Raw genomic sequence first — 21,480 nt, forward strand, 5'->3', positions numbered from 1 at the left:
GATAAAGGCGGTTCGGCATTTAGCCGGATCGCCTTTGTTTATCCGGCTTGAATTATACGATAGGCACAGCGGCGCGCGCCGAGTAAAATATGCTCGCAGCGCTCGATCTTGCAGTTATCTCCGAGAATGGCCTGAAAAATATTGAGTTCGGAACGGCAAAAGCCGCGGCAGGCTGTGGCCGCAGCGCAGATAGGGCAGTGGTTTTCAATCAGCAGCCATGAACCGTCCGGCTGCTTTGTCCATTCCGACATATAGCCTTCCTGACTGCGCAATTCTGCAAGGCAGTCTATGCGTTGTTCAAGCGCTGTCATTTCCCGCATGGCTGTGCGGTAGTTTTTGAGTATTTCCTGTTCACGTAAGCTGATCACGCGCTCGGTCAGGTCTTCACCCAGACTGCTCATATGACGCAATAAACTAACGGTCAGCTCCGCATGACTGTCAGGAAAGCGGCTGTTGCCTTTCTCCGTCAGATGCCAGAACTGCACTGGCCGACCGGCTTTTGGTTTTTTTTCTGTGGCATAGGCTTCAATCAGGCCTTCTGTCACAGATTTTTGTAATTGCTGGCGTATATTTTCCGCACCCGTGCCTGCGAGTCGTGCAAGTGCCGATATTGTTTGCGGGCCACGGGTTTTAAGAATAAACAGCAGACGATCAGCGGTGCTTTGTTGTGCAGCGCTGTTCATTTCATCCGAAGTGATAATGTCAGAACTTGACATTTGATCTCCTGCTGAATATTCCAAGTCCGTACTTGCTTAATTAGCGGCTTCCTCAGGGATTTGCAACCCGACCGGTATATTCCGGTTAAAATTGATGAGAAACACAGGCGCATTCCCGCCGGAACTCATGGTTTTTGATAGCTGTCCGGAGATTGAAATGTCTGACCCGGCATCACTCACCAGTTACCACAAAGTTGGCTGGGGAGATTTGTTGACTGGCAGAAATGCCATTCGTTCCATGGCGCTCGCAGGTGGCGTCGCGCTTCATGCTGTTAATGTTTACATTGCTACAACCATTCTGCCTTCCGTTGTTTCGGATATTGGCGGGCTGGATTATTATGCGTGGAACACCACTCTTTTCGTCGTTGCATCCATTATCGGCTCAACGCTGGCTGTGAAATTGCTGCGCAAAACCGGCCCGCGTAAAGCCTATGCCATTTCGGCCAGTGTTTTTGCTCTCGGTACCCTGATTTGTGCTGTTTCACCGACAATGCAGGTTCTGCTGGTCGGTCGTTTCATTCAGGGCTTCGGCGGCGGTTTCATGCTGGCTTTGTCCTATGCCATGATCCGTATCGTATTTCCCGAAGCGCTGTGGCCGCGCGCTATGGCACTGATTTCCGGCATGTGGGGCGTTGCCACACTGGTTGGCCCTGCTGTGGGCGGTATTTTCGCTGAACTCGGCGAGTGGCGTGCTGCTTTCTGGTCGGTTGTTCCTGCAGCGCTGCTTTTCGCTGTAATGGCGCTGTTTGTATTGCCGGATGTACGCCATGAAGAGGAAGACACAAATCGTCTGCCTTTTGTACAGCTCAGCCTGCTGACACTTGCAGTTTTTGCGGTATCGCTTGGCAGTGTCAGTTCTGAAGTGATCTGGAATGTGATTGGTATCAGCACGGCGATCCTGTTGATCGGTCTGATGATCCGTCTGGAAGCCACCAGTAAAAATCGTCTGTTGCCGCGTGGTTCTTTCAGTTTCAGCCAGCCGCTGGGGCCTGTGATCGTAACCATGTCTTTGCTGGCGCTGACTGTCACATCGGTGGAAGTGTTCATTCCGCTGTTCCTGCAGGTGCTGCATAACCAGTCGCCATTGGTCGCTGGCTATCTGGCTGCGCTGATGGGCGCAGGCTGGACACTCGGCTCAATCATGAGCTCGGGGATTTCATCGCGTCGCGTGCGTGATGTGATTATTATAGGCCCGCTGGCCTCTTTTGCCGGTATGGTTTTGTTGCTGCTTCTGCTGCCATTTTCCAGCAATGGTACCTATCTGGAATTGCTGCCGCTCTGCGCCGGTTTCATCGCTGTGGGCTGTGGCGTGGGTATGACATGGCCGCATCTGCTGACACGGGTGCTGAAAGTTGCACCGGCCGATGAGAAGGATCTGGCATCAACTGCGATTACCACTGTGCAGCTGTTCTCTGCCGGTCTCGGTGCGGCAATGGCCGGTATGGTCACCAGCCTTGGTGGTTTGACTGTGCCGGGTGGTATTGCCGGTACATCCAGTGCTGCATTCTGGCTTTTCCTGAGCTTTGGCGTGGGGCCGTTACTGGCTTTCCTATGCGCTTCACGCATGGTGAAACGCTGGTAAAATCAGCTGCTTACGTTAAAAAAATAGAGCTGCCCGGTTATTGTCCGGTCAGCTTTTTTTATAGGTGAGATAGGGCTGGCGTACAAAGCGCCACAAAACCAGTGCAATGATAATCAGGCCGTAAATCAGCGGCTCAGGTGGCCAGCTTTTGACCGACATCAGAAAATGCAAACTACCGGCGAGAGCGATGACATAAATCAGCCGGTGCAGGTTCTGCCAGTTATTTTTCAACTTGCGGATTGACCATTGGTTTGAAGTTATTGCCAGCGGGATCAGCATGACAAAGCCGATAAACCCGAAAATAATAAACCAGCGTTGTGTTACATCTTTCACGATATCCGGCCAGTTCAGGCCACGGTCGAGAATGATATAAGTCGCGAAATGCATGGCCACATAATAAAACGCCAGCAGCCCGAGAGCGCGGCGATAGGGCAAGAAATTCAGCCGGAACAAATCGCGCAGCGGTGTGACGAGTAAAGTCAGGATTAAAAAGCGCAATGCCCATATACCAAGAAGATGCTCAAATGATTTGACCGGATTAGCACCCAATTGATTATTGGCCGCCAGCCAGAATGCCCATGCTGCCGGTGCAAGGCCGACAACATAAATACCCCAGCGCAGCCAGGGATTATTGGGGATTTTGACCGGCGGCTTACGCGCGGCTGTCTGTTTACCGGTTGTACGGGGCATAGCGATGGTTTGAGCAGCGATATCTGGTTTCATGACAATCATCCGCTAAAGCATGTCGCAGCTAAATGGCTCCATTTAGCGTTCGCGAACATGCGACAATTAAAAAATTAGAGCGAGCACAATGAATTCCATTAAATGTGACACGCTCTAATAATTCTTGGTCAGATCCATGCCGCTATAGAGTTGGGCAACATGCTCGCCATAGCCGTTAAATGGCAGCGTATCGCGCCTGTCCGGTGAGAAGAAACTGCCGCTGCCAATCCGTGTCTCAGTCTTCTGGCTCCAGCGCGGGTGATCTACTGCCGGATTAACATTGGCATAGAAACCATATTCCGAAGCGTTCTGCATCTTCCATGCGGTGACAGGTTCTTTGTCTGTCAGCGTGATTTTGACAATCGATTTGATGCCTTTAAAGCCGTATTTCCAAGGCACAACGAGACGTACAGGCGCGCCGTTCTGATTGGCAAGGTTTTCACCATAGAGGCCGGTTGCCAGCAATGTGAGCGGGTTCATCGCCTCGTCAAGGCGCAGTCCTTCACGATAAGGCCAGTCAAGTACCGCAAATGCACCGCCGACACCCGGCATTTCTTTTGGCCGCAGAGCTGTTTCAAAGGCCACATATTTAGCAGAACCCAGAGGTTCAACACGCTTCAGCAATTCTGACAGCTGAAAGCCCTGCCAGGGAATAACCATCGACCATGCTTCAACGCAGCGCATCCGGTAGATGCGCTCTTCAATACTCATCGTTTTAATCAGGTCATCAATGTCGAAAGTCGCAGGCTTTGCTACCATGCCGCCGACTTCGATTGTCCACGGGCGTGGCTTGAAATTGCCGGAATAGCTGGACGGATCGGATTTGCCTGTGCCGAATTCGTAGAAATTATTATAGGTCAGCACTGAGTCTTTTGGTGTCAGCGTCTCATCGGTTTTAAAGCCGTCTGCACTGTCTTTGGCTGAGGCAATATCCGGTAATAGACCGCTCAGAGATAAACCAATGCCGGCAGCAATGCCTGTCTTGATAAATTCCCGTCGCCGCAAATAAAATGACTGACTGGTGATTTCAGAGGATGCGATACCGGATTTAAAAAATGACTTAGACATAGCACTTGCTCCCTGCCGACTTATGTCAGTGCAATTATAGGGGAATAGGGCGGAATTAATATCGGGTAATATATTAGAGAAAATCTGTGGTGGAATTTAGTTTATAAAACGCGCTTTGTGAGATTTGAATATTGTGGAACAATAAAAAAGGCTCCCGAAGGAGCCTTTTTTATTCGTAAGAACCGAATATTGATCTGAGATAGCGCTCTCAGATATCCGGCACAGATTATTTGCGTTTTGCCAGCGGTACGAAATCGCGCTGTGCGTAGCCTGTGTAAAGCTGACGCGGACGGCCGATTTTCTGCTGCGGGTCTTCGACCATTTCTTTCCACTGGGCAACCCAGCCGATGGTACGGGCAACGGCGAAAAGAACAGTGAACATTTCTGTCGGGAAGCCGAGAGCCTTCAGTGTGATACCGGAATAGAAGTCGATATTCGGATAGAGCTTCTTCTCGATGAAATATTCATCGGTCAGTGCAATATTTTCCAGTTCCATCGCAACATCGAGCAACGGATCATCTTTGATGCCGAGTTCGCCGAGTACTTCATGCGTGGTTTTCTGCATGATGCGGGCGCGCGGATCGTAGTTTTTGTAAACGCGGTGACCGAAGCCCATCAGACGGAACGGATCGTTCTTGTCTTTTGCCTTGGCGATATATTCAGGAATACGGTCAACCGAGCCGATTTCAGCCAGCATGTTCAATGCAGCCTCATTAGCACCGCCGTGAGCAGGGCCCCAGAGGCAGGCAATACCGGCAGCGATACAGGCAAACGGGTTCGCGCCCGAAGAACCGGCGAGACGAACGGTCGAAGTCGAAGCGTTCTGCTCGTGATCCGCATGAAGGATGAAGATACGATCCATAGCGCGTGCCAGAACCGGATTGACCTTATATTCTTCGCAAGGCACTGCAAAGCACATGCGCAGGAAGTTGGAAGCCAGATCAAGATCATTCTTCGGATAAACGAAAGGCTGACCGACATGATATTTATAGGCCATTGCAGCCAGTGTCGGCATTTTCGCCAGAAGGCGGATCGAAGCAACCATACGCTGATGCGGGTCAGTAATGTCGGTTGAGTCGTGGTAGAAGGCGGACATGGCGCCAACGCAGCCAACCATTATGGCCATCGGATGCGCATCGCGGCGGAAGCCGGTAAAGAAGCGCGACATCTGCTCATGCACCATAGTGTGGCGGGTCACGCGGTAGTCAAAGTCTGCTTTCTGGGTCTTGGTTGGCAGTTCGCCGTAGAGAAGCAGGTAGCAGGTTTCAAGGAAATCGCCCTGTTCGGCGAGCTGTTCGATCGGATAGCCGCGATGCAGGAGAACGCCTTCGTCACCGTCAATATAAGTGATTTTGGATTCGCAGGAAGCGGTTGAAGTGAAACCAGGATCGTATGTGAAGGAATTTGTATTCTTGTAAAGCGGGCCGATTTCGACGACATCTGGTCCGATTGTACCTTTGCGGACCGGCAATTCGGTCGAATTGCCATTTAGCGTGATTGTCGCTGTCGTATTAGACATACTGGTTCCTTTCATCATCGCGCTCACTGCTCGTGGATAGCAGTAAATTTGGAGCATAATGCCGAAAACGGGTGTTTCGGTTTAGTCTTATGCATAGAAACATACAGTTAGGGTATTTTTACCGGCGCTGCCAGTTTGAAAAATATCCTTAAGCCGCCGTCACTCAAAATTCATGATATTTGTGAATGACGGCCTGCAAAATTTATGGCTCAAACTATCGTAAATGTTGGAGGTTGCAATGTGGAAATTTGCGTTTTTCTGAACAAATTTCTGTCAATTAGCCATTCTTACGACAGAGGCCGGTTTTTGAAAATCACACTCCTGTGTTCAGGACGTGTTTGAAGCCGTATTCTGTTGAAAGAACACGGCTTCTGGCAGGCTTTATACGACCTGATCCTGAATACGTCCGAGCGCTTCTTCGCGACCCAGAACCACCAGAACGTCAAAAACGCCCGGTGAAGTGGCGCGGCCGGTGAGGGCCGCACGCAGAGGCTGGGCAATTTTGCCAAGCTTCAGGCCGGTTGATTCCGCATGGGCGCGGACAACGGCATCCAGCGCATCAGCATTCCACTCGGCAGCTTCCAGCTTCGGCAACACATCTTTGAGTATTGCACGGCCTTCATCATTGAGCAGGCTTGCAGCTTTTTCATCCAGCGGCAGCGGACGGGAAACGAACAGGAATTTCGCACCGTCTGCCAGTTCCACCAGCGTTTTTGCACGGTCTTTGAGACCCGGCATTGCTGCAACAAGCTGCGCACGGCGCTCATCGGTCAGCAGAGCCTGCAATTCTGCACCACCTTCAATATAAGGCAGAACATCGATCAGCGCCTTGGTAAGCGTTTCTGAATCGCTGGCACGGATATGGTGACCGTTAATGGCTTCCAGTTTCTGGAAGTCAAAACGCGATGCGCCCTTGTTGATGTCTTTGGTATCAAACCATTCAATCATCTGCTCAATGGTCATGATTTCATCATCACCATGGCTCCAGCCGAGGCGAACCAGATAGTTGCACAGTGCTTCAGGCAGATAGCCCATTGCACGATAGGCCTCAACGCCGAGCGCACCGTGACGCTTGGAGAGCTTGGCACCATCCGCACCATGGATCAGCGGGATATGGGACATTTTAGGCACATCCCAGCCCATTGCCTGATAAATAACAGTCTGGCGGGCGGCATTGGTCAGATGGTCGTCACCACGGATAATATGGGTAACGCCCATATCATGATCGTCGACCACAACCGCATGCATATAGGTTGGCGCGCCGTCGGAACGCAGAATGATGAAATCATCCAGATCCTTGTTCGGGAAACGGACTTCGCCCTGCACATCATCCAGCACAACGGTTTCACCTTCTCGCGGCGCTTTAATGCGGATAACCGGCTTCACACCTGCCGGTGCTTCCGACGGATCGCGGTCACGCCAGCGGCCGTCATAGCGCGGCGGGCGGCCTTCAGCACGCGCCAGTTCACGCATTGCGTCCAGTTCTTCCGGTGAGGCATAGCAATAATAGGCTTTACCGGCTTTCACCAGTTCTTCAGCAACTTCGCGGTGGCGCGGTGCGCGTTCCCACTGGGAGATGGCATCGCCGTCCCATGTCAGGCCGAGCCATGTCAGACCTTCAAGAATAGCTGCCGTTGCCGCCTCTGTGGAGCGCTCGCGGTCGGTATCCTCAATGCGCAGCAGCATCTTGCCGCCGGTATGTTTGGAATAAAGCCAGTTAAACAACGCTGTACGAGCGCCACCGATATGCAGATAGCCGGTCGGTGAAGGCGCAAAGCGGGTAATAACGGGTGATGACATCAGTCGCTCCGTATCTGCGGCAAGGTTACAGGATCTTACGCTTATATCCGAATATATCGGCTAAAGAATGTAACTGGCCGCCTCTCGATTTCTTGTGCTGTTCATGTAGCATAGGCAGCACAACGTGCAAGACTTGATGCAAAAATCAAAGCGCAGAACCGGTGTTTAACGCCGCTCAATGCAAGATTCCTGCGTGAAATAGGCTGTTTTGGACGTATAATTGTGCAGCTGTCAGGTGCGGGGGCAATTCAGACAGCATGGCGAATGGTTATGGCGGTGAATGTGGCCATCAGGCAAGCAAGACTGAGTCCCGTCATGATGATGGCGGGTCAGGGAGTGCTGCTGTCCGGTCGAAGCATAGCAGCGGATTAACTGCCGAGCAATTCATGCTCGGTTTTGCTCCGGTGCCGGATGCAGAGATTATCCCCGATGATGGTGCTGTTTATAGCGGACGAAAGCGGGCACGGATCATCCGGCTCAATCTGCGGGAATATTGGCAGCGTTTTCTGGATAATATCTGTGATGCTCTGCTGTTTGAATATGAACGCGGGACGGTTTTCCTGTTGTTGGCCGTTGCGAGTGGAGCAGGGGCGGTTCATTATTTTTCCCTGAAGGCCGAACCATACTGGATAGAGCTGTTTGTGCCGGCATGTCTGTTCGGCTGGCTGCTGTTTTTGCTGCGGGATACGCTGATAAGGCGCATCAGCCTTATACTGATATTAGCCTTTATGACCGGTATGCTGGCTGCGAAATGGGAGACGCAGCGCTATGCAACGCAAATGCTTGGCAGTTCTGTTTCAACCACTCTGACGGCGCGGATTGTCTCGCTCGAGCAGGAGGCTGAAGACAATGGCAAAGCCGGACGCTGGCGTATTGTTGCCGATGTGCTGACAACGGAAAAACCGCATTTGCGCTATGCGCCGCAGCGGTTGCGGCTCTCTGCCCGTGATTTACCTGCACAGGCTGAAACCGGTTCTGTTCTGAAAGGAGCGGTGCGATTGCGTCCCCATGGCGGGCCGGTACGTTCCGAGCAGTATGATTTCGCATTTCATGGATATTTTCGCGGCATTGGCGGTAATGGCTTTTATCTCGGCGTGCCGAAACTGGTCGATGATGACTTTGCAGGTGATGCAGTATCAAAGAGCTGGACTGCTTCAATTGAGGCGCTGACCGGTCAGATACGGGCTGTAATCGGCGGGCGGATTATGCAGGCATTGCCCGGCGAAGAAGGGGCGGTGGCAGCAGCGCTGATCTCCGGCCAGCGTGCAGGGATCAGCGTGACAACCAATGAGGCGCTGCGCATTGCAGGATTGGCGCATATTCTCTCAATTTCCGGCCTGCATCTGGCGCTGGCAGCAGCTATTGTCATGGTGAGCCTGCGTGGCATTGCGGGACTGTTCCCGTCTTTAGCGCTGTATTATCCGGTGAAGAAAATCGCCGCACTGATTTCGCTGTTTTCTTCCGGTTTTTATCTGGCTTTGTCGGGTGCAGATGTGGCGGCACAGCGTAGTTTTATCATGCTGGCCGTGATGCTTTGTGCGGTGATTTTAGATCGTAAAGCTCTGACCTTGCGCAATCTGGCGATTGCAGCGCTGTTCAGTATTCTTGTGACACCGCATGAAATTCTGGGGCCGAGTTTTCAGATGTCTTACTCGGCAACCGGTGCGCTGATTGCAGGCTTTGCATGGTGGAAATTACGCAAGAGACAAAGCAATGAACAGGTAATGCGGCAGACGACATTGGGGGGTAAGCTCAGGATTTGGCTTGGCGGGATTGCGGCGACTTCGCTTTTAGCCGGTACGGCCAGCGGGCTTTTTGCAGCCTTTCATTTTAACAATATGGCACCGCTTGGCATGCTGGGAAATGCACTGGCACTGCCGGTGATCTCGGTACTGATTATGCCTTTCGCTGTGCTATCTCTGCTGCTGATGCCTTTAGGACTGGAATGGCTGCCTTTACAGGTGATGGGCAAAGGCATTGAGCTGGTCAAATGGATTGCGCATTTTGTTGCCGGACTTTCCCCTGATCTGGTCCCCGGCCTGTTGCCCGTGCCGGTATTGTTGCTTTGGACAGCGGCAATGCTTACAGCAATGATCTTTACCAGTCATTTGCGGCTGATATCGCTGTTCTTTCTGATCCTTGGCGGGATTGTACTGAGTATGAACACTTTGCCGGATATTATTATCTCGGAAGATGCCAGACTGGTTGCAGTCCGCCAGAACAATAGTCTTTATGTAAACCGTGCGCGACCGGCTGCGTTCACAACGGATAACTGGCGCAAGGCCTACAGAATCCATGAGGTTAAAACGCCGGATAATAGCAGCGCGGCAAATTCCGGAGGTTTTGTCTGTGAGGACGGGTTATGCAGTTTTGATCTGCAAAACGGGCAGGTGCTGATCTATGCGGAAAACCGGTCTGCGGCAGATATTGCCTGTAATATCGGTGATATTATCGTTCTCGCTTATGCGGGAAACCTGTCTTGTCCCGATAGAAAAGCCAGCATTATTACAGGGGCAGTAACGCGAAGTGCCCCTGTTATCATCACCCGCCAGCAACTGGCACTACAAGGCGTGGCAGAGATTTATCTGAAACCGGATAGCCACAAGCATACAGACAAAGCACAAACTCTTTTTCCAACTATGCAGCAAAGTGCGACTATAAAGGCGCAAGTGCATCAAGCTGGTTTGGCATATAAGCCGGAACAGGCGCAGGTCGTGTTTGCAGTGGGAGAGCCGCAACGACCTTGGCATAGCTACCGCCTCTGGTCCCGTGCTGCCCGCAATCTGGAAGATCCAAAATAAGAACTGTCACACCTTTTTCTGACCGTAGCTATTATGAATGCGTAGTCACAGCATAATAGTGCAGCGAAAATAGCTTGTAGGGCACTATTTGTATCGGGAGGTGCAATACTTAAAATGGCCCGTTATTGCCCATGCAAGAATATGCAGCAGGAGCAATAAACTGCCTGTAGTTGAAAACCGGCAGTAATGCCGGTTTCCGCTCCGCTGGCATATTAGTAGCGGCGTACCAGACCAACCAGTCTGCCCTGAACACGTACGCGGTCAGGACCGAAAATACGGGTTTCATAGGCCGGATTGGCAGCTTCAAGCGCAATAGATGCGCCTTTGCGGCGGAAGCGTTTGAGTGTTGCTTCTTCATCATCGACCAGAGCCACAACGATTTCACCGGCATTTGCAGTATCACCACGGCGGATAATCACTGTATCGCCGTCGAGAATACCGGCTTCGATCATCGAGTCGCCTTTAACTTCCAGCGCATAATGCTCACCGCTGCCAAGCATTTCCGGTGGCAGGGTAATCATATGGGTCTGGGATTGGATCGCAGAAATCGGTACACCGGCTGCAATACGCCCCATCACCGGAACACTGATACCGGCAGGTGCTTCCGGATCGGCTGCAGACGCTGCTTTTTTAGGCAGTTCGGTGACATTCTTTTTGCCGAGATCGCCTTCAATGACACTTGGTGAGAATTTTTTCTGGCTGTTGAGACCTGGTGCAATCGAATCCGGTAAACGCACAACTTCAAGCGCACGCGCTCTGTTTGGCAGACGACGGATAAAACCGCGTTCTTCCAGAGCTGTAATCAGACGGTGAATGCCGGATTTGGAAGCGAGATTGAGCGCCTCTTTCATCTCGTCAAACGAAGGGGGAATGCCGCTTTCCTTCAGGCGGTCATGGATAAACAGCAATAATTCATGTTGTTTACGCGTCAGCATTATACGCTCCCAAAGCCTTTATATTATCTGCCGTTTACTGAAATTATGGTGGCAGATAATGAAGTCGTGCGGACTAAACGCATAACCGCATGCACGGGGCGCGGTTGCGAGAATCAATTTTTAAAACAAACCCAGAACGAACACTATATGTTCCAGTATTGTTCTGCAAGGCTTTAAAAGTGATTAATCCGATTGTTTAAAGGATTTCAGCGTATCATCAGGATTTGACAGCGATCACCGGCTTTAGCTGTTTCCGCAAAGGGCTCACGGATCAGCAGAGCATCCGCACGGGTAATGACGGTCAGCATGGAAGAATCCTGCACCGGCAGAGGCGTTGCCAGTAACTCGCCATCGCTGTTGCGGGTTAGTGCCGCACGGGCATAATCGCGGCGGTTGCCATTGGCAGCCATGTCCTGTGCCAGTCTGGCGCCGGCAATATAGGTGGTCGCGGCTTTGCCTGCCAGACGCGCAACCAGCGGCGCCAGAAACACATAGGAACAAACGAGACTGGAAACCGGATTACCTGGAAGACCAAGAACGAGCAGGGGCACTTTGCCTTCGCGATCCAGCTGGCCGAACATCAGCGGTTTGCCCGGACGCATGGCGATTTTGTAAAAGCCGAGTTCAACGCCGCAATTGGTCAGTGCTTTATGCACCAGATCATGATCGCCGACGGATGCGCCGCCAAGCGTAATCAGAATATCTGCATCCGAAGCTGCAACATTGCGAATGGATTGTTCGATAAGGGCCAAATCATCCGGCACAATGCCCAGATCATCTGCCGTGCCGCCATTGCGCCGTACAATTTCTGCGACACCATAACTGTTGGAGCTGACGATCTGATCTGCCGCAGGAACAGTGCCCGCAGGCACAAGCTCATTGCCGGTAGCAAGAATAGCTGTTTTAGGGCGTTTATAGACTTGCAATTGTGCGTGGCCGGACGCTGCAGCCAAAGAGAGCGATGCCGGATCAAGCAGATGACCGGTTTGCAGCAGACATTCGCCATCTTTGAAATCCAGCCCGCTGAAACGGATGTGACGGCTCTTGCCCACATCCCGTAACAATGTGACCAGATTGCCTTCCTGCAGCGTGTCTTCCTGAATGACAATCGTGTCGGCACCGGCAGGCATTGGCGCACCGGTAAAAATACGCACAGCCTCACCGGATCTGACTGTACCGTCAAAGCCTTTGCCTGCAGCAGATTCACCGATGACTTTCAGTGTCACCGGCAGTTGTTCTGCATCAGCAAAGCGAATGGCATAGCCATCCATAGCCGAGGCATCAAAAGGCGGTTGATTGAATGAGGCAAAGATCGAAGTAGCAAGAACACGGTCACCGGCTTCATGCAGAGCGACGTGCTCATGGCCGGAAGGCATTTTATCCGCGAGCAAAAGCCGCAAAGCCTCATCAACCGGTAATAATGCCATGAAACCTACCCCGTAAAAAATAAGAGCGATATGCTAAGAGCGCTGCCAGTCACCGGATTTACCGCCGGTTTTGCTGTCGACGGCGATATTGCCGATGACCATGCCTTTATCGGCAGCTTTTGCCATATCATAAATCGTCAGGCAGGCGACGGAGACAGCTGTGAGCGCTTCCATTTCCACACCGGTTTTGCCGGTCAGTTTGACTGTCGCACTGACCCGCAAACCAGGCAGCGCCTCATCCGGCTCGATATCAACCGAGACTTTGCTCAGCATCAATGGATGGCAAAGCGGTATCAGATCAGATGTTTTCTTTGCGGCCATAATACCGGCAAGACGGGCTGTGCCGATTACATCGCCTTTGGCTGCATTGCCGGAAAGGATCAGCTCAAGCGTCTGTTTTTGCATCGTGACACAACCCGATGCGGTCGCAATGCGCATAGTCTCGGCTTTGTCGCCGACATCGACCATATTCGCAGCGCCGCTTTCATCGAGATGTGTCAGCTTGCTCATAATTTACTCTTTGCCGGTCAGGAGTTTGCGGGTTGCACTGGCCACATCCTGCTGGCGCATCAGGCTTTCACCGATCAGGAAGGTGGAGATGCCGGATTTCTGCAAACGCAGGCAATCATCATGGGTGAAGATACCGCTTTCACCAACCAGCAGGCGGTCATCCGGCACCATGGCTGCCAGACGCTCAGAAACTGCAAGATCAACTTCGAAAGTACGCAGGTTGCGGTTGTTGATGCCGAGCAGGCGTGAAGACAATTTGAGTGCCCGTTCCATCTCCGCTTCATCATGCACTTCGATCAATGCATCCATGCCAAGCGAAAAGGCTGTGTCTTCCAGCTCTTGTGCCATAGCATCGTCAACACTTGCCATGATGATGAGAATGCAATCCGCACCCCAATGACGTGCTTCATAGACCTGATAAGGATCAAACAGAAAGTCTTTGCGTAGCGCTGGAAGAGAGCAGGCAGCGCGCGCCTGTTGCAGGAATTCCGGTGCACCCTGAAAACTTGGTGTATCTGTCAGAACAGAAAGACAGGCCGCACCACCATCTTCATAGGCTTTTGCCAATGCAGGCGGATCAAAATCCGGACGGATCAGACCTTTGGACGGGCTGGCTTTTTTGATTTCCGCAATCAGACCGAAAGAACCGGCAGCCTGCTTTGCTTCCAATGCTTTAAGGAAACCACGGGCAGGCGGCTGATCGGCCGCAGCTTTTTTCACGTCTGCCAATGGCAAACGTGATTTGGCTTCTGCAATTTCAACAAGCTTATAGGCTTCGATCTTTTTGAGAATATCGGTCATTTTATTCACTTGTCTTGCTGTTCGATACAGCAATCAGCTGATCGAGTTTGGCTTTGGCCGCGCCGCTGTCAATCGACTGTGCAGCAAGGGCAATACCTTCTTTGATATCTTTGGCCTTGCCGGCAATCACTAATGCAGCACCGGCATTGAGTAGCACGATATCGCGATAAGCACCGGCTTCACCGCCAAGTACGCGCAGCAGGGCAGCCGCATTGTGCTGTGCATCGCCGCCTTTGAGAGCGTCAAAAGCAACGCGCTTCAGGCCGACTTCTTCCGGTGTGATTTTAAATTCGGTGATTTCACCATTATGCAGCGCTGCAATATTGGTGGTGCCTGCGGTGGTCATTTCATCCAGACCATCGCCATAAACAACCCAGACATGATCTGAGCCGAGCTCTTTCAGCACTTTGGCGATCGGCAGTACCCAGTCGCGGGAGAAAACACCGACGAGCTGATGTTTAACACCAGCCGGATTGGCGAGCGGGCCAAGCAGGTTGAAAATTGTACGGGTGCCAAGCTCTACACGGGCAGGGCCGACATGGCGCATCGAAGAGTGATGCATCGGCGCAAACATAAAGCCAAGACCTGCATCATGAATGCAGCGGCTGATTGTTGCCGGATCGGCCTCAATATTAATGCCCAGTTCTGCCAGTGTATCTGCCGCACCGGAGCGCGAGGACAAAGCGCGGTTGCCGTGTTTGGCAACGATCACGCCTGCGCCCGCAGTCACAATGGCTGCACAGCTGGACACGTTATAGGAACCGGACTGATCGCCGCCGGTGCCGACAATATCAATTGCACCGGCAGGTGCATCGACGGGGATCATTTTCGCCCGCATTGATTCCACAGCGCCTGCAATTTCTGCAACGGCTTCACCGCGCATACGCAGAGCCATCAGAAAACCGCCGATCTGGGCAGGGGTGGCGGAGCCGGACATCATAATGTCAAACGCTGCTTTGGACTCCGCCTGAGTTAAAGGTGTGCCTGTAACAGCTTTGGCAATGTAGCTTTTGAAATCTGACATAGTGTACTCGAATCTTTAGTGAGGCTCCGCCTGCCTTCAAAGGTGAGAAGGCGTTAGAAGGAAAGAGCCTGATCCATCAGGGTCTGATTGATTTTAACCGGATATTCGCTCTGCAGACGGCCGACGAGCTGTTCCAGCAGGTCGTCACCAATGCGTGAGGAAATCGCATCGCGTGTGCCCTGTGGCAGGCTTTCCGCGCTGACACCGGCAGGCTCGGTTGTCTCAATCACTTTGAAAAGGATCTGGGTTTCTTTATTGATGCCGCTTGCAACGCCTGTGAGATTTTCTGCACCGCCGAAGATCTGCGCAACCGCAGCCTCGGACAGTTCAGAATCTGTAGCAGTACGGGTCAGGCCGCGTTTGGTCTGTTTTTCAACGCCGGCTTCCTGAGCAAGAACATCCAGAGTTTCACCGGCTTCAAGACGCTTACGCAGCTCTTCAGCTTTGGCTGTCAGACGCTTTGCTGCTTCATCCTGTTTCCACTCGGCTGCAACCTGATCTTTGACTTCATCAAATGTTTTGTCGCGGGCAGGTGTCACGCCATCCAGCTGATACCAGATATAACCACGGGTCGGAGTTGGCAGTGCATCATTATCAATGCCCTGATCCGACTGGTAAACAGAGGTCAGGAAGGAAGGCAGCTGCGGCAGATCAGCAACCGGCTTACCGTCCGGAGCATTACCGTTCACATCAACAGCTTCTACGGTTTTAACTTTGAGCTTCAGCTTTTCAGCAGCCTGCGCCAGCGTTGCGCCATTACCGCGTTCTTCTTCAAACGAGTCATGAACCGCATTCAGCGAGGTCAGCGCCTGTGTCAGAGCCAGAGTTTTACGGATTTCCGGTGCAACTTCTGCTTCTGTTTTCACAGCTGCAGTCTCAATTGCGCTGACATGCAGCAGCACAGGGCCGAATGCGCCTTTTACAACATCGCTTGTACCATTGGCAGGCAGAGCGAAAGCTGCATCAGCAATCACTGCATCCGGCAGATCGCCTTTTACAAATGTGCCGAGTTTGACATCTTCAGGCTTTTTACCGCTCTGGGTAACAAGATCAGCAAAGCTGGTGCCGGATTTGATTTTATCCGAAGCTGCTTTTGCTTCTTCTTCATTGGCGAAATTCAGCTGCTCAAGAGTACGCTTTTCTTCAGTCGAGAAACGGGCAATGTTCTTTTTGTAATATTCCTGAATCTCTTCCGGCATTACATCGGCTTCGTTGACGATGTCCTGCGCTTCAAGCGGCACATAGCTGACTTTGCGATATTCCGGTGCGCGGTAATTGCCGAGATGGCCATCATACCATTTTTTCAGTTCAGCATCATCAGGCGTGGCGATTGTGTCGGCTTTTTCCTGAGTCAGCGTGATGTAATCAACTGTGCGGCTTTCACCGTCATAAAGCGCCAGCGCCTTGAACAATGTGTCCGGTGCGCTCATGCCGTCTGACACAGCTTCAACGATCTGCTGACGCAGCGCATATTTGGTGCGGCTGTTGAAATAGTCCTGCGCGCTCATACCGGCCTGACGCAGCACTGCGTTAAACTGGTTGTTGGAGAAGCGGCCGCTGGAATCCAGAAATGCCTGATCTTCACCGGTAAGACGGGCGAGGTGATCTTTCGACATGCCCAGACCCATCTGGCGTGCCTGTTCATCAAGCAGCACGCCTGCAACCAGCTGGCCGGTTACCTGTGACGGAATGCCGAGCGCTTTAGCCTGATCGCGGGTCAGCTGCTGACGCAGCTGGTTGGAAACAGCAATCACCTGACGGTCATAGGCCAGACGATATTCAGTCGGTGATACGGATGAGCCTCCGGCCTCCAGAACAGCATTGCCGCTGAAACCTTCACGGAACACATCTGCGATACCCCATGCTGCAAAAGAGAGGACGAGAAGACCGAGAAAGAATTTCGAGACCCATGATTTGGATGCAGTGCGCAAGCTGTCAAGCATAGAAGTACCTTTGTGGAGTAAACTCACTTTGTTAAATAAGGGGATAGCCGCCGATGATAATGCAGTCAAACGGAAACCTGCCTTCAGGGCACTAAGAACGAAAAGAATTGTGGCATTATTGCCGTTAAAGCCATGTTGAGCGATGCGTTTGGGGATTTGCTTTCAGGTCTGAATTTGCTAGAGCGGTTTCAGTTTTGGGCACGAACCGGCTCTGCCGCACCGGTCTAAACCGGCGAGGCCGTGTCAGAAGCCGCTATGCAATGCGGCTGAAATCATTGGTGAGGAGGGTGTAATGACCCCGGAAATACGTCCGCTTGTTGCGGGTAACTGGAAGATGAACGGCACCGGCGAACAGCTGGGTGAACTGCGCGCAATCGCTGCCAATCTCAGCACGGATATCGGTCGTAAGTTCGATGTTGTGATCTGCGTACCTTCCACTCTTATTTCGCGTGCTGCGGCCACACCGGAAACCGATGCTATCGGCGTTGGCGGTCAGGATTGCCATGCAGCAGAATCAGGCGCGCATACCGGCGATATTTCTGCACTGATGCTGAAAGAAGCAGGCGCAAGCCATGTGATCCTCGGTCATTCCGAGCGCCGTACAGATCATCATGAGACCAGTGAAGCCGTTTGCGCCAAAGTACAGGCCGCTTGGAAAACCGGTCTGACCGCGATTGTCTGCGTTGGCGAAACCGCTGAACAGAAGCAGGCCGATCAGACCCTTGAAATCGTTGGTCAGCAGATCGCAGATTCGCTACCTGAAGGTGTGACACCGGAAAATACCGTTGTTGCCTATGAGCCTGTCTGGGCAATCGGCACCGGCCTGACACCAACCGTTTCAGATGTGCGCACGGTACACGCTTTCATCCGCTCGAAGCTCATTGAGCGTTTCGGCGCCAAGGGCGCGCATCTGCGTCTGCTCTATGGCGGTTCGGTCAAACCGAATAATGCTGTTGAATTGCTCGGTGTTGCTGATGTGGATGGCGCGCTTGTCGGCGGTGCCAGCCTGAAAGCTACCGATTTTCTCGCAATTTGCGACGCCTATCGCGTGCTCTGAATTTGAATAAATATCAATCCCTTGCAAGCATTCGGTTGCAGGGGGTTGGATTGTCGGATAAATCCGTGTAGAAAGCCGTTTCTACTCCTATAAGAAAGCAGTCCGGAAACCCATGCAAACCGTTCTTATTGTTATACATCTCCTGATCGTTCTCGCACTTGTCGGCGTTGTGTTGATTCAGCGTTCCGAAGGTGGTGGTCTTGGTATCGGTGGTGGTTCAGGTTTCATGTCGGCTCGTGGTGCTGCCAATGCTCTGACCCGTACGACAGCCATTCTGGGCGCAGGTTTCTTTGCAACTTCGCTGCTTCTGGGCATTATCGCTATGAACGGCGAACGTCCGACAGATATTCTCAACCGTATCCCTGCCGGCAGCTCACAGACTGCACCTGCAGGCGGCAACGGTATTCTGGATCAACTCGGCGGTGGTACAACAACACCGGAAAGCACGCCGGCACAGCCTGCCGCACCTGCAAGCCAGGTTCCGAGCTCTCAGTAAGAGCCGGATTTATGAATGATAAAAAGCCTCCTTCGCGGAGGCTTTTTTATTTTAAGCATTTCCAGCAAAAGTGGGAACCGCCTTCGCAAGGGAAAACAGTTCGCTGGACTGTTTTCTTTCCTGCTTCGATGCGTAGGATAATGCGTGAAGATGTACATCAGAGTATTTTTGATGACTTTAAATGCTCTGATGTATTTGCAATAAAAGTGTTGCAGGCTTGCCATAGGCGACGGGATTAGCTTGTGGGTAACATATTGCCCGTTGAGAGATGGGTGAGTTTGGCCTATCAGCAAGCAACCTGTTTACACCTCATCTTCGGCTCATCGTGCTGATGAGACATAAAAGAGTGTTTTGAGAAAGCCCCATGATTTCATCCCGTGTTCTCATCGCCGGTTTTGCCGGTTTGTGCTTAAGTTTCTCCGCTCTCACCGGTCAGGCTGCCGCCCAGACGGCTGCTGCGGCCGCATCAACGGATACGACGGCTAAAGCCGCCAAGCCGGAGAAGAAGAAAGCCACAACCCAGAAGGCTGCCAAAGGCAAATATAATATTGATCCGAGATATCAGGCACAGACTGTTGCCTTCTCGGGCTATCCGGTAGGGACAATCGTTGTCGATCCGGCAAAATATTTCCTTTATTTGGTAGAAACACCAACCACAGCCCGCCGTTACGGTATTGCTGTCGGTAAAGTCGGTCTGGAATTTAAGGGCACCGGTACAATCAATGCCAAGCGTGAATGGCCGCGCTGGATTCCGACCGCAGACATGGTCAAGCGCAGCCCTGAACATTACGGCCGTTTCAAAAACGGTATGGATGGTGGTCTGGGCAACCCGCTGGGTTCACGCGCGCTCTATCTGTTTCAGGGTAATAAAGACACCTATATCCGTATTCACGGCACGGTTCAGCCTTGGACAATCGGTAGCTCGGCATCAAACGGCTGCTTCCGTATGACCAATGAAGATGTCATGGAACTCTATGAGCGTGTAAATCTCGGAGCGACTGTCGTCGTTCTCTGATTATGCCGACATAAAACAAAAGCCGGCTCAGGCCGGCTTTTTGCGTTTTTGTGAAGTAAATTTAGTTTTACAAAAAGTTTTTCAGGACAAGCGAATAAGCAGTGGCAATTTGTTTGTCGAAGCACTATCTGTTTGCTCAGAGCTGCGGAGCAGATTTCCGTAGCGCGTTTTCAACGCAGGTTTGTAATTTCAGCACTGTCAGGAAAATTCCTTACGGTGGTGTTGTTGCGTGAATTATGGGTTTTGCCAAAAAATCCTTCATGGATTTTACGGGTAAATGTTAAGAGTAATGAAAAATCCGTTACGAAAGTCATTTTTTAGTGGCGGAATCAATCAGGAGAGTCTAACGACATAAGCCCATGGCGCGATATGTATTCATCACAGGCGGCGTGGTCTCTTCCCTTGGAAAAGGCATAGCTGCAGCAGCACTGGCGGCTCTTCTTCAGGCACGTGGTTACCGCGTGCGGATCAGAAAGCTCGACCCTTATCTCAATATTGATCCGGGCACGATGTCTCCTTACCAGCATGGTGAGGTATTTGTGACCGATGACGGTGCGGAAACCGATCTTGACCTCGGTCATTATGAGCGTTTCACCGGTCGTTCTGCGACAAAGCAGGACAATATCACCACCGGCCGCATCTACCAGAACATCATCGAGAAAGAACGCCGCGGCGATTATCTCGGTGCGACGGTTCAGGTTATTCCGCATGTAACGGATGAGATCAAAAACTTCATTACGGAAGGTAATGAGGATTATGATTTCGTGCTTTGCGAAATCGGCGGCACAGTCGGCGATATCGAAGCAATGCCGTTTCTGGAAGCCATCCGTCAGCTCGGCAACGAATTGCCGCGCAACACAGCCGTTTATATTCACCTGACATTGATGCCGTATATTCCGGCAGCGGGTGAGCTGAAAACCAAGCCGACACAGCATTCGGTGAAAGAACTGCGTTCGATCGGTATTGCTCCGGATGTTCTGCTGATCCGTGCGGATCGTGAAATTCCTGAGTCTGAGCGCAAGAAGCTTTCGCTGTTCTGTAATGTCCGCCCGAGCGCGGTCATTCAGGCGCTGGATGTTAAGTCGATTTATGATGTGCCGATGGCTTATCATAATGAAGGACTGGATTCAGAAGTTCTGGCAGCTTTCGGCATTGAACCGGCACCTAAACCGCAGATGGAACGTTGGGAAGAAATTGCCAACCGTATCCATAATCCGGAAGGTGAGGTTACTATTGCAGTTGTCGGTAAATATACCGGCCTGAAAGAAGCCTATAAATCGCTGATCGAAGCTCTGACCCATGGCGGCATTGCCAACCGCGTGAAAGTCAATCTCGACTGGATCGAAGCGGAAGTGTTCGAGAGCGAAGACGCTGCACCTTATCTCGAAAAAGTTCACGGCATTCTTGTGCCGGGCGGCTTTGGCGAGCGCGGTGCCGAGGGCAAGATTCTCGCGGCAAAATTTGCCCGTGAGCATAAAGTTCCTTATTTCGGTATCTGCTTCGGTATGCAGATGGCATGTATTGAAGCCGCGCGTAATCTTGCCGGCATCAAAGATGCATCTTCCACCGAATTCGGTCCTGCGAAGGAACCGGTTGTCGGTCTGATGACGGAATGGCTCAAAGGCAATATGCTGGAGAAGCGTTCTGCGTCCGGTGATCTCGGCGGTACGATGCGTCTGGGTTCCTATGAATCCATGCTGAAAAGCGGCACCCGTATTGCGGATATTTATGGTTCGACAGATATTCATGAGCGTCATCGCCACCGCTATGAAGTCAATATTGACTACATGGATAAGCTTGAGAAAGCCGGTCTGACTTTCTCCGGCCTGTCACCTGACGGTGTTCTGCCGGAAACCATCGAATATGCTGATCATCCGTGGTTTATTGGTGTGCAGTATCATCCGGAGCTGAAATCGCGTCCGTTTGAACCGCATCCGCTGTTTGCTTCCTTTATCGAGGCAGCGGTCACTCAGAGCCGTCTGGTTTAAGATTTGAAGCGGGCACTTTAACAGTGCCCGTTTTGCTTTTATCAAAAGAGACTGGATATTGCGGTTTGCAATGTC

Annotated in this window: 17 protein-coding genes; 6 read left to right on the top strand and 11 right to left on the bottom strand. The window is 51.9% G+C overall.

The features are described from left to right. Positions 1–38: 38 nt before the first annotated feature. Positions 39–716, bottom strand: coding sequence for a helix-turn-helix transcriptional regulator (locus KHQ09_RS08290; protein WP_238481595.1), 678 nt, complete (start codon positions 714–716; stop codon positions 39–41). A 157-nt stretch (positions 717–873) separates the two neighbouring features. Between KHQ09_RS08290 and KHQ09_RS08295 the strand changes: the two genes are divergently transcribed. Beyond that, entirely contained in the window at positions 874–2,298 is a 1,425-nt protein-coding gene (locus KHQ09_RS08295) for an MFS transporter (protein ID WP_213597607.1), read from the top strand. A 48-nt stretch (positions 2,299–2,346) separates the two neighbouring features. Here KHQ09_RS08295 and msrQ read toward each other — a convergent pair whose 3' ends face one another. From msrQ to gltX, 4 genes are all read right to left on the bottom strand, one after another. After that, positions 2,347–3,021: a protein-methionine-sulfoxide reductase heme-binding subunit MsrQ gene (gene msrQ / locus KHQ09_RS08300; protein WP_420801437.1), complete on the bottom strand. Its 675-nt coding sequence runs from the start codon at positions 3,019–3,021 to the stop codon at positions 2,347–2,349. A 114-nt stretch (positions 3,022–3,135) separates the two neighbouring features. Next, positions 3,136–4,089, bottom strand: a complete 954-nt coding sequence (gene msrP / locus KHQ09_RS08305; RefSeq protein ID WP_213597609.1) for a protein-methionine-sulfoxide reductase catalytic subunit MsrP — start codon at positions 4,087–4,089, stop codon at positions 3,136–3,138. Positions 4,090–4,315: 226 nt separating this feature from the next. Continuing rightward, on the bottom strand, positions 4,316–5,608 hold the full coding sequence (gene gltA, locus KHQ09_RS08310; protein ID WP_022712432.1) for a citrate synthase: 1,293 nt from the start codon (positions 5,606–5,608) through the stop codon (positions 4,316–4,318). Between the two features lie 381 nt (positions 5,609–5,989). Further along, entirely contained in the window at positions 5,990–7,408 is a 1,419-nt protein-coding gene (gene gltX / locus KHQ09_RS08315; protein ID WP_213597611.1) for a glutamate--tRNA ligase, read from the bottom strand. A 257-nt stretch (positions 7,409–7,665) separates the two neighbouring features. On the opposite strand from gltX, the gene KHQ09_RS08320 reads away from it, so the two are divergent. Next, complete coding sequence (locus tag KHQ09_RS08320; protein WP_213597613.1) at positions 7,666–10,209, top strand: ComEC/Rec2 family competence protein; 2,544 nt, start codon at positions 7,666–7,668, stop codon at positions 10,207–10,209. A gap of 212 nt (positions 10,210–10,421) precedes the next feature. Here the strand turns inward: KHQ09_RS08320 and lexA are convergent, their stop codons facing one another. From lexA to KHQ09_RS08350, 6 genes are all read right to left on the bottom strand, one after another. After that, positions 10,422–11,144 carry a transcriptional repressor LexA gene (gene lexA, locus KHQ09_RS08325; RefSeq protein WP_213597615.1) on the bottom strand — a complete coding sequence of 241 codons (723 nt, stop codon included), beginning with the start codon at positions 11,142–11,144 and terminating at the stop codon, positions 10,422–10,424. Between the two features lie 206 nt (positions 11,145–11,350). Continuing rightward, a complete protein-coding gene (locus KHQ09_RS08330) occupies positions 11,351–12,571 on the bottom strand; it encodes a molybdopterin molybdotransferase MoeA (RefSeq protein WP_213597618.1) in 1,221 nt (406 codons plus the stop codon). Positions 12,572–12,604: 33 nt separating this feature from the next. Continuing rightward, positions 12,605–13,081: a cyclic pyranopterin monophosphate synthase MoaC gene (gene moaC, locus KHQ09_RS08335; RefSeq protein WP_213597620.1), complete on the bottom strand. Its 477-nt coding sequence runs from the start codon at positions 13,079–13,081 to the stop codon at positions 12,605–12,607. A 3-nt stretch (positions 13,082–13,084) separates the two neighbouring features. Beyond that, positions 13,085–13,882, bottom strand: a complete 798-nt coding sequence (gene trpC, locus KHQ09_RS08340) for an indole-3-glycerol phosphate synthase TrpC (protein WP_213597622.1) — start codon at positions 13,880–13,882, stop codon at positions 13,085–13,087. A 1-nt stretch (position 13,883) separates the two neighbouring features. Continuing rightward, a complete protein-coding gene (gene trpD, locus KHQ09_RS08345) occupies positions 13,884–14,906 on the bottom strand; it encodes an anthranilate phosphoribosyltransferase (RefSeq protein ID WP_213597624.1) in 1,023 nt (340 codons plus the stop codon). Positions 14,907–14,959: 53 nt separating this feature from the next. Beyond that, positions 14,960–16,849 (bottom strand): SurA N-terminal domain-containing protein, encoded by a 1,890-nt coding sequence (locus tag KHQ09_RS08350; RefSeq protein ID WP_213597626.1) that lies wholly within the window; start codon positions 16,847–16,849, stop codon positions 14,960–14,962. Positions 16,850–17,141: 292 nt separating this feature from the next. Here KHQ09_RS08350 and tpiA point away from each other — a divergent pair, with 292 nt between their 5' ends. The 4 genes from tpiA to KHQ09_RS08370 all read left to right on the top strand — a co-directional run bounded on the left by tpiA (position 17,142) and on the right by KHQ09_RS08370 (position 21,405). After that, a complete protein-coding gene (gene tpiA, locus KHQ09_RS08355; RefSeq protein WP_022712422.1) occupies positions 17,142–17,906 on the top strand; it encodes a triose-phosphate isomerase in 765 nt (254 codons plus the stop codon). 112 nt (positions 17,907–18,018) lie between these two features. Then, positions 18,019–18,402 carry a preprotein translocase subunit SecG gene (gene secG, locus KHQ09_RS08360; protein WP_213597628.1) on the top strand — a complete coding sequence of 128 codons (384 nt, stop codon included), beginning with the start codon at positions 18,019–18,021 and terminating at the stop codon, positions 18,400–18,402. A 364-nt stretch (positions 18,403–18,766) separates the two neighbouring features. Then, positions 18,767–19,417, top strand: coding sequence for a L,D-transpeptidase (locus tag KHQ09_RS08365; RefSeq protein WP_022712420.1), 651 nt, complete (start codon positions 18,767–18,769; stop codon positions 19,415–19,417). Positions 19,418–19,776: 359 nt separating this feature from the next. After that, positions 19,777–21,405 carry a CTP synthase gene (locus tag KHQ09_RS08370; RefSeq protein ID WP_213597630.1) on the top strand — a complete coding sequence of 543 codons (1,629 nt, stop codon included), beginning with the start codon at positions 19,777–19,779 and terminating at the stop codon, positions 21,403–21,405. Positions 21,406–21,480: the final 75 nt, after the last annotated feature.

Origin of the sequence: Pseudochrobactrum algeriensis (assembly GCF_018436245.1) — a bacterium.
Classification (GTDB): domain Bacteria; phylum Pseudomonadota; class Alphaproteobacteria; order Rhizobiales; family Rhizobiaceae; genus Pseudochrobactrum; species Pseudochrobactrum saccharolyticum.